This is a genomic window from Haloarcula vallismortis ATCC 29715 (genome assembly GCF_000337775.1).
In the GTDB taxonomy this organism is placed as follows: Archaea; Halobacteriota; Halobacteria; order Halobacteriales; family Haloarculaceae; genus Haloarcula; species Haloarcula vallismortis.
Window position 1 is genome coordinate 107,754 of record NZ_AOLQ01000021.1, and the last position, 14,460, is coordinate 122,213.

16 protein-coding genes are annotated in these 14,460 nt (G+C 64.3%); 6 read left to right on the top strand and 10 right to left on the bottom strand.

All coding sequences use genetic code 11. The features are described from left to right. Positions 1-306: 306 nt before the first annotated feature. Entirely contained in the window at positions 307-762 is a 456-nt protein-coding gene (locus C437_RS06035; RefSeq protein WP_004516019.1) for an acyltransferase, read from the top strand. Positions 763-898: 136 nt separating this feature from the next. On the opposite strand, the gene C437_RS20505 is transcribed toward C437_RS06035, so the two are convergent. Continuing rightward, positions 899-1,051, bottom strand: a complete 153-nt coding sequence (locus tag C437_RS20505; RefSeq protein ID WP_004516020.1) for a hypothetical protein — start codon at positions 1,049-1,051, stop codon at positions 899-901. Between the two features lie 289 nt (positions 1,052-1,340). On the opposite strand from C437_RS20505, the gene priL reads away from it, so the two are divergent. Continuing rightward, on the top strand, positions 1,341-2,417 hold the full coding sequence (gene priL / locus C437_RS06040; RefSeq protein ID WP_004516021.1) for a DNA primase regulatory subunit PriL: 1,077 nt from the start codon (positions 1,341-1,343) through the stop codon (positions 2,415-2,417). On the opposite strand, the gene C437_RS06045 is transcribed toward priL, so the two are convergent. Continuing rightward, positions 2,414-2,623, bottom strand: coding sequence for a DUF7472 family protein (locus C437_RS06045; protein ID WP_004516022.1), 210 nt, complete (start codon positions 2,621-2,623; stop codon positions 2,414-2,416). The two genes, priL and C437_RS06045, sit on opposite strands and share 4 nt — an antisense overlap. 129 nt (positions 2,624-2,752) lie before the next feature. On the opposite strand from C437_RS06045, the gene C437_RS06050 reads away from it, so the two are divergent. Further along, entirely contained in the window at positions 2,753-3,400 is a 648-nt protein-coding gene (locus tag C437_RS06050; RefSeq protein ID WP_004516023.1) for an SWIM zinc finger family protein, read from the top strand. An 18-nt stretch (positions 3,401-3,418) separates the two neighbouring features. On the opposite strand, the gene hjc is transcribed toward C437_RS06050, so the two are convergent. The 5 genes from hjc to nirK form a co-directional block, all read right to left on the bottom strand. Further along, positions 3,419-3,937 carry a Holliday junction resolvase Hjc gene (gene hjc, locus C437_RS06055; RefSeq protein ID WP_004516024.1) on the bottom strand — a complete coding sequence of 173 codons (519 nt, stop codon included), beginning with the start codon at positions 3,935-3,937 and terminating at the stop codon, positions 3,419-3,421. Positions 3,938-3,996: 59 nt separating this feature from the next. Further along, entirely contained in the window at positions 3,997-4,608 is a 612-nt protein-coding gene (locus C437_RS06060; protein WP_004516025.1) for a DUF7139 domain-containing protein, read from the bottom strand. A gap of 36 nt (positions 4,609-4,644) precedes the next feature. Then, the gene (locus tag C437_RS06065) at positions 4,645-5,541 is read right to left on the bottom strand and encodes an alpha/beta fold hydrolase (protein ID WP_004516026.1); all 897 of its coding nucleotides are present in this window, start codon (positions 5,539-5,541) and stop codon (positions 4,645-4,647) included. A 6-nt stretch (positions 5,542-5,547) separates the two neighbouring features. Beyond that, complete coding sequence (locus C437_RS06070) at positions 5,548-6,291, bottom strand: DNA polymerase sliding clamp (protein ID WP_004516027.1); 744 nt, start codon at positions 6,289-6,291, stop codon at positions 5,548-5,550. Between the two features lie 153 nt (positions 6,292-6,444). Then, on the bottom strand, positions 6,445-7,530 hold the full coding sequence (nirK, locus tag C437_RS06075) for a copper-containing nitrite reductase (protein ID WP_004516028.1): 1,086 nt from the start codon (positions 7,528-7,530) through the stop codon (positions 6,445-6,447). A 305-nt stretch (positions 7,531-7,835) separates the two neighbouring features. Here nirK and C437_RS06080 point away from each other — a divergent pair, with 305 nt between their 5' ends. Next, positions 7,836-8,627 carry a 23S rRNA (uridine(2552)-2'-O)-methyltransferase gene (locus C437_RS06080; protein WP_004516029.1) on the top strand — a complete coding sequence of 264 codons (792 nt, stop codon included), beginning with the start codon at positions 7,836-7,838 and terminating at the stop codon, positions 8,625-8,627. A 97-nt stretch (positions 8,628-8,724) separates the two neighbouring features. Here the strand turns inward: C437_RS06080 and C437_RS06085 are convergent, their stop codons facing one another. From C437_RS06085 to C437_RS06095, 3 genes are all read right to left on the bottom strand, one after another. Beyond that, positions 8,725-9,423: a queuosine precursor transporter gene (locus tag C437_RS06085; protein WP_004516030.1), complete on the bottom strand. Its 699-nt coding sequence runs from the start codon at positions 9,421-9,423 to the stop codon at positions 8,725-8,727. Next, the gene (locus tag C437_RS06090) at positions 9,413-9,589 is read right to left on the bottom strand and encodes a ribbon-helix-helix domain-containing protein (protein ID WP_004516031.1); all 177 of its coding nucleotides are present in this window, start codon (positions 9,587-9,589) and stop codon (positions 9,413-9,415) included. Before C437_RS06090 ends, C437_RS06085 begins: the two co-directional genes overlap by 11 nt. Before the next feature lie 303 nt (positions 9,590-9,892). Beyond that, positions 9,893-12,091: a twin-arginine translocase subunit TatC gene (locus C437_RS06095; RefSeq protein ID WP_004516032.1), complete on the bottom strand. Its 2,199-nt coding sequence runs from the start codon at positions 12,089-12,091 to the stop codon at positions 9,893-9,895. Positions 12,092-12,195: 104 nt separating this feature from the next. Between C437_RS06095 and C437_RS06100 the strand changes: the two genes are divergently transcribed. Both C437_RS06100 and C437_RS06105 read left to right on the top strand, forming a co-directional pair. Beyond that, a complete protein-coding gene (locus tag C437_RS06100; protein ID WP_004516033.1) occupies positions 12,196-13,821 on the top strand; it encodes a twin-arginine translocase subunit TatC in 1,626 nt (541 codons plus the stop codon). A gap of 3 nt (positions 13,822-13,824) precedes the next feature. Next, a complete protein-coding gene (locus tag C437_RS06105; RefSeq protein ID WP_004516034.1) occupies positions 13,825-14,451 on the top strand; it encodes a histidine phosphatase family protein in 627 nt (208 codons plus the stop codon). Positions 14,452-14,460: the final 9 nt, after the last annotated feature.

Genomic DNA, 14,460 nt, shown 5'->3' on the forward strand with positions numbered 1-14,460 from the left:
GAGGGTCTCCAAACTGCGAGCGGCGAAGCCGCGACGTAGGGCGGGGCGCGACCGCAGGGAGCGGCCCGCCAGACGCGCAGCGGTGACCGAAGGGAACCGCGAGCAGTAGCGAGGCCAACCGCAGCGAAGAACCTCGAACCGGAACGGGGAGCGAAGCGACCCGCGGAGGATACAGAGTCAGTCTCGAACGAGGACACCTCTCAGACCGCTGGTCACTGCGACTTTTTGAGCCGCGCTGTGGCGACTCTCCCCAGCTCCAGCACTGGCTGCCGCCACGATGATTACCGTCGGCGCTGACGTCTGCATATGGCTGTCCACGAGACCGCTCAGGTCGAGAATACGACGCTGGGCACTGCCGAGGTTCGAGAATACGTGACAATCCACGACGCCGACATAGCTGATGGCGTCCAAATTTATGAGGGAGCCTCGATCAAAAAGGCGACCATCCACGGACCGACCGATATCAATGCAAACGTATACGTCGAGAACGCGACGCTTGGCGAGTCCGTTCAGGTCGGGCCCAACGCCTCCATCGTCGGCGTAACCCACGACCTCTCTGACACGGGCATGGAGTTCCGGAACGACACGTTCGACGAGATAGCTATCGAGAACGGGGCTTTCGTCGGCGCTAACGCGGTGGTCCTTCCGGGCGTCACGGTCGGGGAAAACGCTGTCATCGGGGCCGGAACTACTGTAACCGAGGACGTCCCTGCCGAGACCGTGGTCCGGAGCGCCACGGAAACGGTACGGCGCTCTCTCTGAGACTGGCACAGAACATCGGCCTCCACTTCCTAGCAAACGGGTTGCCCACCGCGACCGATCGGCTGGGTGGGGTTACTCACTCCATACAGACACAAAACCGCCCGCTTCGCTGGTGTCGCCGATACGTCGACCGGTCCTACTCAGTTACGTCGACGAAGAGTGTCGACTGAATCCACGCAGACGGATTTTCAGGGTCGCCGATGTGGGCGACCGTATCCACGCCGACGTCGTACTCTTCGAATGTCGCTCTGATGCCCTCTTGTGAATCGGTATCGTGTTCGTGCGTCATCGGTGTGCTCCGTGTCTCGTCTGGCAGTTACCTCGTCGGATGACTGCACTGGTCCAGTTCCCCGACCGGACCGAGTGCAGTTGCCGACCCGCGTCCTTACCACACTTTGTCAGTAGGGGGTTGCAGGTATCCGCTTGTCTACTAGCTGTATTCACTCGCCGCCGGTCCGACTCTATGTATATAGCCCCACAACATGGTCGCCCCGTCCCACGGACTGACTGTCGGGAATCCAACACCGACCGTCCCGGTGACGGCAATTTTATTCGCTCCCGTCCGAAAGGTGGTGGCAATGGAACCGCTCCACGCTCGCTACCCCTTTCTGGCGCGGTCGCGGGACGCTGTCGAAGCCGCGGCGGTAGATCTGGGCGAAATCGTCGCCACGGACGAGACGGTCACAGCGCGCGCGCTGGAGCGGGTCGAATCGGCAATCACGGACGGCACCATCGGGGAGCCACACCGGCGGACCCGCGTCGAACTGCTTTCGTACCCGGTCGCTCGCGTACTGGTGTCGCTCGTCGACGTCCACATCTGCACCCGGAAGTACGCGCAGGCGGAGGCCGAGGCGGCCTACGACCGGTTCACTGCGGAGTTCGAGACGACGACGGAGCTGAAATCGACCCAGCGCGAGACGCTCGACCGCACGGAACTGCTTGCGGAGTTCGACCTCGCAAGCGCGGTCAGGGAGACGGGCGACCGCTACCACGTCGAGGTCGGGGCGTACCTCGACCTGGCAGCCGACCAGCGGGGCGATTCCTGGCGGCTGGTCAATCGGCCACTGACAGACGGCGAAGTCAGGGTCACCGCCGAGGAACTGAACGTTCTGTTGAAACAGGCGATTCGCCATCGGGTCACCGATGGGCTGCCGTTCAACGTTCCCGACGCTATCGCCGACGAACTGACCGAAGAGGTCGACCGGTTAGAGGAAGTCCTCTCGGAACTGGAACTCACCCGCGAGATCGACACCGTCGTCCCGGAGCTGTTCCCGCCGTGCATGAAGTCGCTGCTCGACCAGGTCCAGAAGGGCGAGCACCTCGAACATCACTCCCGGTTTGCGATTGCGACCTTCCTCGTCGGCATCGGGATGACGACGGACGAGATTGTCGACCTGTTTCAGGTCAACCCCGGATTCGGCGAGGAAGCCACCCGGTATCAGGTCGACCATATCCGTGGGGACACCAGCCCGACGGAGTACTCGACCCCGGCGTGTTCGACCATGCAGTCCTACGGCGACTGTGTCAACATGGACGACCTCTGTGAGGCTATTTCACATCCGATGGGGTACTACGAGCAGAAGTTAGACGACACCGACGAGGAGGAACTGGTCGACTGGCGCGAGGACGAGGGCGACGAAGAGGCCGACGCCTAGAACTGCTGGCGTTCCAGCCAGAGGCCAGCAGCGGTCATAAACACGACGAACAGCCCGATTGCGCCGATGAGTGCGTAGCCGCCCGTTGGCTCTACGGTTGACCCATCAAGGTACATCTGTGAGGCCGTAACAGTTGCACCGACGAACAGCACGACGGCGACCGCCGAAATGACGATTTGCAGGAGCGTCTCCCGCTCGATATCCATGCTCTGCGATTTCACAGGGCTGGCAAAAAGGGTATCGAAGCGCCGGAGCCCGCTGGCCGAGCAATTTAGGCCTGTGTAGCACCTACGTTTCAACTGGACGCATTGGAAAATACAGCCGCGTCCGCACCTATGACGATCATCGAGTCAGCAGCCGACCGGCAGAGTACCGCACTTGCACCGGACCTCCGTTCCCTTCCGGACCGGGCCGCCCGCGCCTGGACCGAGCGCATGGCCGTCCGTCCACGAGCGGGAAGCACGTACGCTGTGACGACGGAGAGCGACAGTACGTACCTCGTCGACATCGCACAGCACGCCTGTTCCTGTCCCGACAACCGCATCCGCGGCGAGCACTGCAAACACCTCCGGCGAGTCGCCCTCGAAATCACCGCACGTCGGGTCGCACCGCCCGGCAAGGAACGGGCGGTCTGTGACGCCTGTGGAACCGTCACCTTCGTCGCCGCGGACGCGGGAACGCCACATCTCTGTGGCAACTGCCGGCTGGAGACCGGCGACATAGTACGGGACTGCGAGACTGACGACAGGCTCGTCGTTACCGATGTGACAGAGACGCTGGCGGACGACTGGACCGTCGAGGCGACAGACGAGACAGTCGCCGACTACGACACCAACGACGGCTACCCGCCCGACGACCTGGTGGTGCTTGCGACTTATCTCTCGGACGCCGTCGGCGCAACCAAGCCGCGAGAATACGCCTTTCCCCTGTCACGGCTTCGCCGCGTCGAGGATGCCGAACTCGTCGGCGGCGGGAGCCAGTAATCGAGCGCCCGCAAACCGCTACTCCAGCATCGCCGCGGCGTCCTCCTTGTCGAGGTCGCCGCGCTCGAAGGCCGACAGCACGTCCAGCACGCTCTGGTCGGGGCCGTCGTCGCCCACCTCGTCCAGCGTGACCTTCTTGGAGTTTCCCACGAACTCATCGAAATCAGTGCCGTCGGAGAGCGCCTTCTCCTTTTTGACGCGGTAGTTGCCGCCGTCGGTCGTGTGGAGGTCCGCCGGGTGGAAGAAATACCAGTCCTCGCGGTCGAACCGGACGCCGATACGCGGCTTCGCGCCGAAGTTCCGGGCGAAGAAGAGTAGTGCCTCGACTTCTTCGCCGGTGAGATAGATCGGGTCGCCGGCGCTGGATTTCGCCTCGATAGCGTAGAACGTCTCGCCGTCGCCCGAGAGCACGTCCGGCAGTTCCCGCTCGGTCGCGCTGCCGCTGGCCGGCGCGCGCATCACCGCAAAGCCCGCCTCGTCGAGTGCGTTGACCAGTTCGCGCTCGCGGCGGTCGCCCTTCGCGTTCGAGTTTGCCATTAGCAGGACGTGGAGCGACGAGGGTAAAACCGTTCAGATACGCTCGAACCGAGCGGGAGTCACTCTTTGATTCGCGACTCCAGTTCCTGAATGACCTCGTCGGTCGTGCCACCGTCGCCCCGAACCGCCTGCGTGTAACGCCTGTATTCCTTGGGGGACACCTCGACAGTCTTGGTTTCGCCTTTGTGCGAAATCTCAAGCTTCACCGTCCCCTGTGGATTGTTCCGTCGCCGGAAGCTCGCCATCGCTGTGAAGACGAACCAGAAGGCCACGCACGTCCCGATGAAGTACGCCATCGTTGTCTCGAACGCCAGCGTCTGTTCACCGACGGTCCAGTTGTAGGGATACGCCGTTTGAAACAGCCCCACACCGACCAGACAGAGAAACGCGCCAACGCCGACACCGCCCTGCTCCCGACGGCTTGAGGGCAACACGGCGACGACGCTCAGGAACATTGCGGGAATGCCAAGGCCGCCCAGCGTCCCGCCGAGCTTCTCGGCAGCGTGGGGCTCAGTTGCGCCGACGACCGCCGACAGCGGGGTCGTGACGAGCAGTATCGCGACAACCACCGTCAGCGCGCCGACACCCCCCAGGGTCGCACCGGCAACGACACGGCGGGGGTCACGCCCCTCCCAGCGCCGATTGCTGTACGCGTCCCCGAGGTTCTCCATACCGGCCTGTTGGCACCCGACCCACAAAACGGTACGTCAGACGCGCGTGCGACGCTGTATGGCGGCCAGCGCGTCGTCGCCGGCGGTCGTCAGCGTGCCCAGATGGTCGCTGTCGACGCGTTCGAGTGAGGCGTCAGGAAGCCGCTGTGCGAGGGCTTTCCCCGTCGATGGCGCGACGTTGGCATCGTTTTGCCCCTGGAACACCGTCACGGGAACAGACACGTCTTCGAGGGCAAACGGCCATGGCTGTGAGAGAAGTCGCTGCTCGCGGATGATTCCGCTCGGCCCGCGTGTCATCGACGTGAGCATATCCGCACGGACAATCCGAGCTACTTCGTCGGCTGCCAGCGCATCCGTCTCCGGTGTCTCCTCGGCAACGAACCCGACGGCGTAGGACGGGTCTCGACGGAGAGCAAACCACCGCTGCAGGCGAAACAGACGGCCAAGCGCCCATGGTGCGTGTCGGGCCAATGCCCCCACGAACTGCTGGACGCGCCCCGTCGAACCGATTGACGGCGGGCCGCTGCCGCCCAGCAGTGCGATTCGCCGTATCTCTGGCAGTCGGTGACAGGCCAGCGCGAACGGGCCGCCGCCGGAGAAACCGATTGCGCCGGCTTCGTCGACATCGAGATGCGACAGAAGGTGTGTGGCGTCGTCCGGCCAGTCTTCGAGCGTGACAGAAGCGTCTTTGGAGTTCCCGATACCCGGCCGGTCCGGGGCGATGAGGTGTACGTCGCGTTCGCGGGCCGGTGTGGCAAGCAGCCGTGCAGCGACGTGTGACCCGGGGGTGCCGTGACAGAAGAGGACCGGATAGCCGTCGGTGTCGCCGTAGGTAGCGTACGCCAGCCGCCGGCCGTCTGGGAGCGCAAGCGTCTCCGTCTCGGAGTCGTCAGGCAGCCAGTCAGTGGCTGGGATTGGCGGCACGGACGGCATTCGACGTTATTCGCTCTGGATGCGCGGCGCGAGCATGTAGGTGACCCGGCCCTGTCCCTCGGCGAAGCTGAAGTGCATCTTGACCGGGAACTCCTCGCCGAGTTCCATCTCGACCTCGGCGTCTTTGGGGATGGCCTTGTTCATGTTCTTCAGGTAATCCAGCGAGAACAGCGAGTGGGCGTCTCCGGGGGTGAGGTCGATGAGGTCGTCGCGGGTGAGTTCGAGGTGAACGTCGTCGGTGTCGCCCTCGGCGTCGACGTAGAACAGCTCCTCGGTCGCGTCGACGCCCAGCGCGATGTGGTCGCTGACCATGTCCGCGGCGGTGACCGACCGGTCGATGTCTTTCCCCTCGATGACGATGTTCGCCGAGAGGTCCAGGTCCGGGAGGTCAGGCTCCTGTCGGATGGAGTCGGGGTCGATCAGCGCGAGGGTGTATTCGAGACCGTCGATAGAGATGTGGAGCTTCCGCGTCTCCTCGTCCAGATCGAGATGGACGAGCTGGCCGGCGTCGGCCATGCCAGCGATGTCTTCGAGGCGGGAGAGGTTGACGCCGATGAGTCCACCGTCAGTCTCGTAGGACTCGAACGCCGCCGCGTCGAGCCGCAGGTCGACCATTCCAACGTTTGCCGGGTCGACTGCCCGGATTTCCAGCCCGTCTTCTTCGAGGTGGATCTTGCACTCGTCCACCAGCACGCTCACAGAGTCGAGAGTCGCCTGGAGCGTGTCTGCGCTCACGATGGCGTTGAACATCTTGAACCGAAGTATGCCCCCATCCATTAAAAAGTCCCTCATTGAAACCGCGTGCGCGCGAGCGACCGCGGGTGGCGTCGGTGAGGACGACTAGTACCGTCTACCGAGAAATCGGGACCAAGCGGGCGACGCTCGGTCACTCCGGCGGCGCGGTCAGGCCTCCGGTTGGAACACGTCGGGGTTTGCCGACCCCTCGCGGTTGATGACTGCCATCATGCCCTTGCGGGCGACCCGGGAGAGTGCGTGGTCGACCAGCTTGATCGGGCCGGGCACCTCGGCGTGAAGCGTCGCGATGGCACAGGACCCTGGCTTGACCGGCGTCGTCTGGACGAACTTGTTCGGCGGCCCGGCGATAGAGCCCTGCTGCCAGACCTCGTCCCAGACGGAGCCGATGGGGTGGAAGCTCGAATCGAGGTTCGGGCCGCCGGCCACGAAGTACACGCGGGCGGTGTCGCCGACCGACATGCTCGGCGAGCCGTGGACGTCCGGCGTGATGGCGTACTTCTCGCCGTTCATCAGGACGTAGGTCGGGTCTTCGGCCGCCATCGCTTCCATGTCGAAGTCGTGGTGCCCCTTCTCGCCGGCGTCGCCGGTGGTGTACAGCTCGTGCTGGCCGAAGTAGAACTCGTGGTCCACGTCGGGGAGCCCGTCTTTTGGCTCGACGAGTATCATCCCGAACATCCCCGAGGAGATGTGCATGTCGAGGTTCGGGACGGCACAGTGGTAGATGAACGCGCCGGGGTAGGTGGCCTTGAACCGGAACGTCTTGGTCTGGCCGGGCGTGACCATCGACGCCTCAGCACCGCCACCGGGGCCGCGGACGGCGTGGAGGTCGATGTTGTGGGGCATCGAGTTCCCCTCCTCGTTCGTGATGGTGAGTTCGACGGTGTCGCCCCGGCGGACCCGGATCATCGGGCCGGGAATCTGGTCGCCGAATGTCATGTAGGTGTAGGTGACGCCCGGCTCGATCTCTGCGACCTGCTCTTTGGTGGTCATCTCCACCGACACGGTCTTTGGCTCCGACCGGTCGATGGGGTCCGGGATTGCGGTCGGGTCTGCGGCGATACGGTCGACGTCGGTCTGCTGTGCGGCGTTCATAGCTGGCTCCTGTGGGGTCGTCTCCGCTTCGGTCGATTGCCTGTCTGCGCCCGGTGCGCTGGCACAGCCCGCAAGCGCTGCCGTGCCGACGCCCAGGGCCTCTAACACCCGCCTCCGCGTCGCCGTTGGAATGGTTGACATCGGAAGGTCACGTCCTACAGATAGGACTCGGCACGTGACCTGTATATACTGGACCGGACAATCTCAGCCGCTGAGACGCGTTCCTACTCGGCAAGAACGACACTGAACGTGTTCGGGTCGGTGGTAATGTACTCCCGGAAACTGCCGATATTCCGGTCTGCTTCGGAACAACTGACAGCGGCCGTCGCGCAGTGGTGGCCGGAACTTCGAGTCGGCATCCATTTGAGCGCTGACCGCTTCCGTGGTACCATGACTGCGATTTCGCCATATTTCGGCGATCGAGACGCATACGGTGTGTGGTAACCATGTCGGGCAAAGACGACTATTACAACAGAGCGAAACAAGAGGGGTATCGCGCGCGGTCAGCGTATAAACTCCAGCAGCTAGATGACACGGCCGGCCTCCTCGGTGAGGGGCGGACCGTCGTCGACCTCGGGGCTGCGCCCGGCGGCTGGATGCAGGTCGCGGCCGAGCGAATCGGCGAGCGAGGCACGCTGGTCGGTGTCGACCGCCAGACTATCGACGATCTGGACGACCCCGAACCGACCGTCGAGTACGTCCGCGGCGATATGACCGAGGACAGCACGAAAGACGAAATCCGTGAAATAGTTGGGGAGAGCGACGGCACCGGTGGCCCGGTTGACGTTGTCATCTCCGATATGGCTCCGAACATGACCGGCCAGTACGACCTCGACCACGCCCGGTCGGTCCATCTGGTCCGGCAGGCCTTCGAGGTGGCGACGGATCTGCTCGACGCGGGCGGGGATTTCTGTGCGAAGGTGTTCGACGGACAGGACCTCGACGACCTCATCGCCGATATCGAACCGGAGTTCGAGTACGTCCGCGAGGTCCGCCCCGACGCTTCGCGGGACTCCTCCTCGGAGCTGTATCTGGTCGCGAAACACCGCCTGACCGGCCCGGTCCGCGAGGGTGACATCGTCGAGGTCACTATCGATGATATCGGCGAGGAGGGCGACGGCATCGCCAAGGTCGAGAACTTCACTGTGTTCGTCAGCGGGGTCGAAGCGGGTGAGACCGTCGAAGTCCGCGTCGACGACGTGAAGCCCCGGTACGCGTTCGCCGAACCGGTCGAGTAATACTGTCGGCTGCACGTCTGTGAAGACTGCCGCCATTCTGGAGTGGCGAATCCTGCAATAGTTACGGCCGACAGTATAGGCCGTTGGCAGTCGCCCTTCAGTCGGCGCTCGCCGGGGCCGTAACGACGTTGTTTCGCCGGGCGAAGCCAACGACAGCGTAGACAAAGGGCGTGTCGAGGACGGCGATAGCGAGCTTTAGCAGGTACTGGCCCACGATGAGTGCCAGCGCCTCGGTCGGCGGGACGCCCTGAAACAGGACGAAGCCGACGCCGACGAAAATGACCGTATCGAGGAGCTGGCTGGTAGCCGTCGAGCCGATGTTGCGGAGCCAGAGCTTCTTGCCGTCCGTTCGGTCCCTGAGCCAGTGGAAGACGAACACGTCCCAGTTCTGACTCACGACGTAGGCCGACAGGCTGGCGACGACGATGGCCGTACTGGCCCCGAGGACGTTCTGGAAGGCCGCGAGGTCGACCGGCTGGGCCGCCTGTGGGAGTCCGGGCGCGAAAATCGTGCTCCATATCAGCGCCAGCAGGACGAAGTTCATCGCGAAGCCGACGTTGACGACGACTGTTGCGGCCCGCCGGCCGTACAGTTCGGCGTAGCAATCGGATGCGAAGAACGTCAGCGCGTACGCCAGCGCGGCTCCGGGCAGCACGAGTGTCGACCCGGCGAGCGGGAGCGAGAACGGCAGCGAGAACGCGAGCAGCTTCGAGGCGGTCACTTGCGAGGTGACCAGCGCTGTCACGAACAGCGCGACGAGGCCGACGCGCACCGCCTCCGACCGCTCACTGCTCATCGTCGAGTCGTCCCTGCCGTTCATCGATGTCGTCGAGCATGTCAAGCGTCTTCCGCACCGAAGCGCGGATAGCCTCGCTCCGGTTGACGAACTTCCCGTCTTCACCGACGTGTTTGTCGATGTCGTTCAGCAGTTCGGCCGGGACTTCGACGCTTATCTTGGGCATATCTGGAGAATATATCGGAGTAAGTATATGAACTGCGATTCCACGACTGTCCGTACTACACAGACGGTATACCCTGAGATAACTATCTGAGCCGTTTTGTTTTGGAGCTTCTGTTGTGGAATATATATGGGGATTGGAGCGGCAAATAGCGCTTGGGAGTCTCTCGCTGGCGGTCGGGCTCGGAGGCCGTGTTCGTCGTGCTAGCGCTGTTACCGGTCGATATGGGTATCCCTGTATATCCGATGATTGCAACGACAGCGGTTAATCATCGCCGAGTAAGATTCCAAGCGTCCGTGGCTGCGGTCAGTCGGCCGGCTCGCCCCGGCGCTCTGTCGTCCGCCGGCCGCCGAGCGTGTACACCCAGAGGATGCCGAGGCCGAGCATGTACGCGAGTGCCGTCGGGATGCCGACGATGAACATCGTGAAGATGCCGCTTGGCGAGAGAATCGCTGAGAGGGCGACGATGGCGATGACGACCTCCCGCCAGCGCTCGTACATCAGCCGGAACGGGATGATGCCGCCCTTGTGGAACAGGAACATCGTCACCGGAATCTCCGCCAGCAGGCCGATCCCGATGGTGAGGAAGAACACGAGCCAGCCGAAGTTGCTCACCCGGTAGGCGATAACCATATTCGAGTTCAACTGGTCGTAGGCGATCCAGGAGATGGTCATCGGGGCCACGTAGAGGAACCCGAGCAGGCTCCCGCCAATGAGCGCGCCGAACAGCGTCATCCCCCAGACGCCCAGAATGTTGCGGTTCCCGATGACGAGACCGCGCTCGCGCATCGCCGGCCACGCGAAGTACAGCACCACGGGGATGACCGAGACGGCCCCGAGTATCGTCGAGAACTTGACGATGAACACCAGGTGCTCGACGGGGTGGAGCGTGACGATGCTCACGTCGGCGGCCATCTCCGGCGGGAGCCGGCTGACGAACGTCCGCTGTATCGACCCGATGCCGCCCTGGTAGAGGAACAGGAACGCGGCGGCCAGCACCGCGCCGAAGATGCCCAGAATCACGAACGCCCGGGAGGCCAGCGCGCTGAGGATGAACTGGATGTCGTAGTAGTAGCCGCCGATCTCGTCCTCGGTGGTCTCGTCCTCGGTGAAGGCGTCGACCATGCCGGCGGTCGTCGAGGTGAACACGCCCGCGTCCTCCTCGTCCGCTTCGGCGGTCCCGTCCGCTCCCTCTGCGGCGTCACTCTCGCCCTCCGCGTCGTCCTCGTGGGCCATGTCCCAGCGGTCGAGGACCGCCTGCGCCTTCTCCTTGTTGTCGCCTGCAAGGGCGCGGTCGGCGTGGGCGAGCGCCTCGTCCTCGGTCATCTCCTCGAACACTTCCGGCGGTGCGACCTCGACAGCCGAGGCGTTGAGTTCGTCGATGTCGATGGCCGTCGGGTCGCCGACCTGCCCGGGGCCGGCCTTCTCCGAGAGCGCGGTCAGGACGTGGTAGTAGAGGACGACGACAGCGCCGATGAAACCGAATACGGCGGCGATGAGCAGCGCCGTGGTTTCGACGGGCAGTCCGAACACCGCCGGGGGCTGGATGTCGCCGGTGAGCCGGTCGGAGGGGAACACCTCGGCGAAGCGCTGGATGTACTGGAACGCCGGCGTCGCCAGGAAGTAGTACACTACGCCGCCGCCCAGTACCGCGCCGCCGAGGATCGTGTTCCAGTGCCCGCGGGCGACGGTACTGGTACTGACGAGGTCACCGGAGCGGCGGACTAGCATCGCGAGTTTCGCCAGCGCGAGGCTGATGCCATAGAGGCCACACAGCGGCGCGGCCCACATAATCTGGGTGAAGGGGTCCGGCGGCGAGAACAGCGCACCGAAGCCGAAGATCCCCATCACCGCGTAGCGCCACTTATCCCGGAACGTCTCGTAGGGGACGATCTCAGTGTAAGAAAGCACCGTCATCACGAGGGGCAGCTGGGCGGCGAGCCCGAAGGAGACGGCCAGCAGGAAGACGAACTGGAACCACTTGACGATGGAGTACTGGGGCGTGAAGCCGGCCTTGAACGCGTCGCCGGCGAGGAAGTCGAACATCAGCGGGAAGAACAGTTCGTAGGCGTAGGCGACGCCGCCGAAAAACAGGCTCAGGCTTATGATAACGAACAGCGCGCCCTTCCAGGCCGGGATGTGTTCGGCCGGCCACCAGCCGCGCTGGCGGAGCCCGTCGCGGCCGAAGTAGATCAACAGCGGCAGCGACATGAGAATCCCGATGACGGCCCCGATTTTCACCTGCAAGAGGATGACGTCGAAGGGGGTGACCGCGACGATACTCGTGGCCTCCTGCGTGGTGAGGTCCATCTGCGAGTACAGGAGATCGGCACGTAGCCTGTCCCAGACGCCGTACTGCAGTCCCATGATCGTGCCGATCATCCCGATGACGAAGACGATGAACACCTTCTGGAGGTGCACCTGCGCCGAGCGGAGCATCGCGCCGAGCGTCGCGCGCCCGCTCTGAACCGTCTGGACGGTGTCCTCGTCGATAGCACTCGCCATCTTCTCTGTGCCTAGCCCAGTGGGCGTTATCAATTTATTCATCCCGGTGACAGCCACTGCTCGAAAAGAAAGTTTACAACACCCACCGTCTAAGCCCGGGACAGATGGAGGACGGTGACGCAGATGACGAGCGGCGCGGGTCCGAAGAGTCGCCACTGCCGTCCGACGACGAGTCCGACGATTCGTCGATGCCCACCGACCCGGTGGCCGAAGCCGATGCCAATCGGGGGACGGACGAGGTATCCGGTCCGGGCCCTGCGCCAGCCGGCGGTAACGAGGACACTGTCGGTTCTCACGCTGCGCCGACCGAATCCGAATCCAGCGCCGGGCTGTTCGACCGGGACGCGTCGGACATCGCTGCCGCTGTCCCGGCGGACGTACCGACCGACTGGGGCAAGTCGACGCCCTCGCCGGCCGGTGCTGGCGGCAGTGCCACGCCGACGCACGGGGGTGGGTCGGCCCCGTCTAGCTACGACCCGGACGCCGACATCGTCGACGAAGGCGCACCCGACGACGAGGAGATGCCGCTGGCCGACCACGTCGAGGAGATGGCGATGCGGCTGTTCGTCGTCGTCGGCGTGATGGCCGTCGTCGCCGTCATCGCCCTGCCGTACTCCGACGAACTCATCAACTTCCTGTGGTACTCGTTCCTCGACGGGCCGGCTGAGGCCTGCGGGCAGGTCGCCACGGGAGCCGAGGGCAACGTCGTCGAGGGTGCTGACTGTCCGAACGTGTACAATCCGCTCGCGCTCATTCTGGCGCGACTAAAAGTGTCCTCGTTGGTCGGCTTTATCGCCGCCTTACCGGTGTTTGTCTACCAGACGTACCTGTTCATGCGACCGGGGCTGTACCCTCGCGAGCGACGCTACTACCTCGCAGCGGTTCCGACGAGCCTTGTGCTCGCCGCTGCCGGCGTCGGCTTCGCGTACTTCGCCGTGCTGCGGGCGATGTTCGATTACTTCATCACTTACTCCGACCGCGCGGCCGACCTCGCGTTCGGCCTGAGTGAGACGTTCAACCTCATCATCCTGATGCTCGGGCTGTTCGCGCTCATCTTCCAGATTCCGCTGTTCGTGATGCTCGCGGTGATGATGGGTCTGACGACCCGCCAGTGGCTGCAGGACCGCCGGCTGTACTTCTGGGGTGGCTTCGCTGCCGTGGCGTTCCTGTTCAGCCCGGACCCAACCGGGATGGCCCCGCTCATGGTCGCCGTGACGATGATTGGCCTGTTCGAGGGAACCCTGCTGCTCCTTCGCTGGACGGGCAGCACGTCGCCGGTCCCGACGGCCGACGACCTCGCTGCTCGCCGCCCGGTCGCATGGCTGACCGCCGCCATCGCCGGCTACGTCCTCAGCCCCGCGCCGGTCCCGACGGGCTACTACGAGCAATTGCCAGCCACGGTGACTGAGGCGCTGGCGGCTGTCGGCCTCGGGAACGCCACGCCGATGCTCGTTGGCGGCGGGATGATCGTCCTGTTCGAGGCGCTGGCATACGCGAACAAGAACTACTACGGCTCGGTCAAACTCTGGCGCGGGTTCCGGGCCGCCCGCCTGCCGGTGTGGGCCGTCGCCATCGTCGTTGGCTACCTCGGCAGCCCCGACCCGACGCTGTTCCGCCTCGTGAACCAGTTCAGCCTCCCGAGAAATGCCGCTATCGCCGCCGCCGCCGGCCTCATCCTCCTGTATGAGGGGACCATCGCCGTCGCGCGCTGGCGCAGCAAGGAGGCCTAACGGATGGGGACACTACTCGTGGCACGGCACGGCGAGACGACCTGGAACCGCGACGGGCGCATCCAGGGATGGGCACCGAGCCGACTCACAGAGCAGGGACAGACGCAGGCACAGGCGCTCGGCGCGTGGCTCGACGACCGCTACGACGTGGACCGTGTCTTTGCCTCTGACCTCCGGCGGACCCGCGAGACAGCCGCTGTGGCCGATGATGGCTACGGCAGCTTGCCCGACCCCGAGTTCGACACCGACTGGCGCGAACGCGGCTTCGGTATCATGCAGGGTCTGTACGCGGACGAACTCCGTGCTGAGTTTCCCGACCACGATCCGGACGCAAGCGTAATCTCGCTCGATGCGGCTCCGGAGGGCGGCGAAGGAATCCCGACCTTCCGCGGACGGGTCGAATCCGGATGGGACCGAGCCGTTTCGGCAACCGACACCGGCGAGACAACACTGGTGGTCACCCACGGCGGCGTGATCAAGGTCCTGCTGGCAAAACTCACGGACAGAAACCCGGATGCGGCGCTGGCTAGGAGTTCACAGCCGAACTGTGCAGCCAACGAAATCAGACTAGACGATGGTCCTGAACTGGTCAACGAAGGGATGACCGGCTGGCGGACGTTACTGGACTGAGTGAGCTTA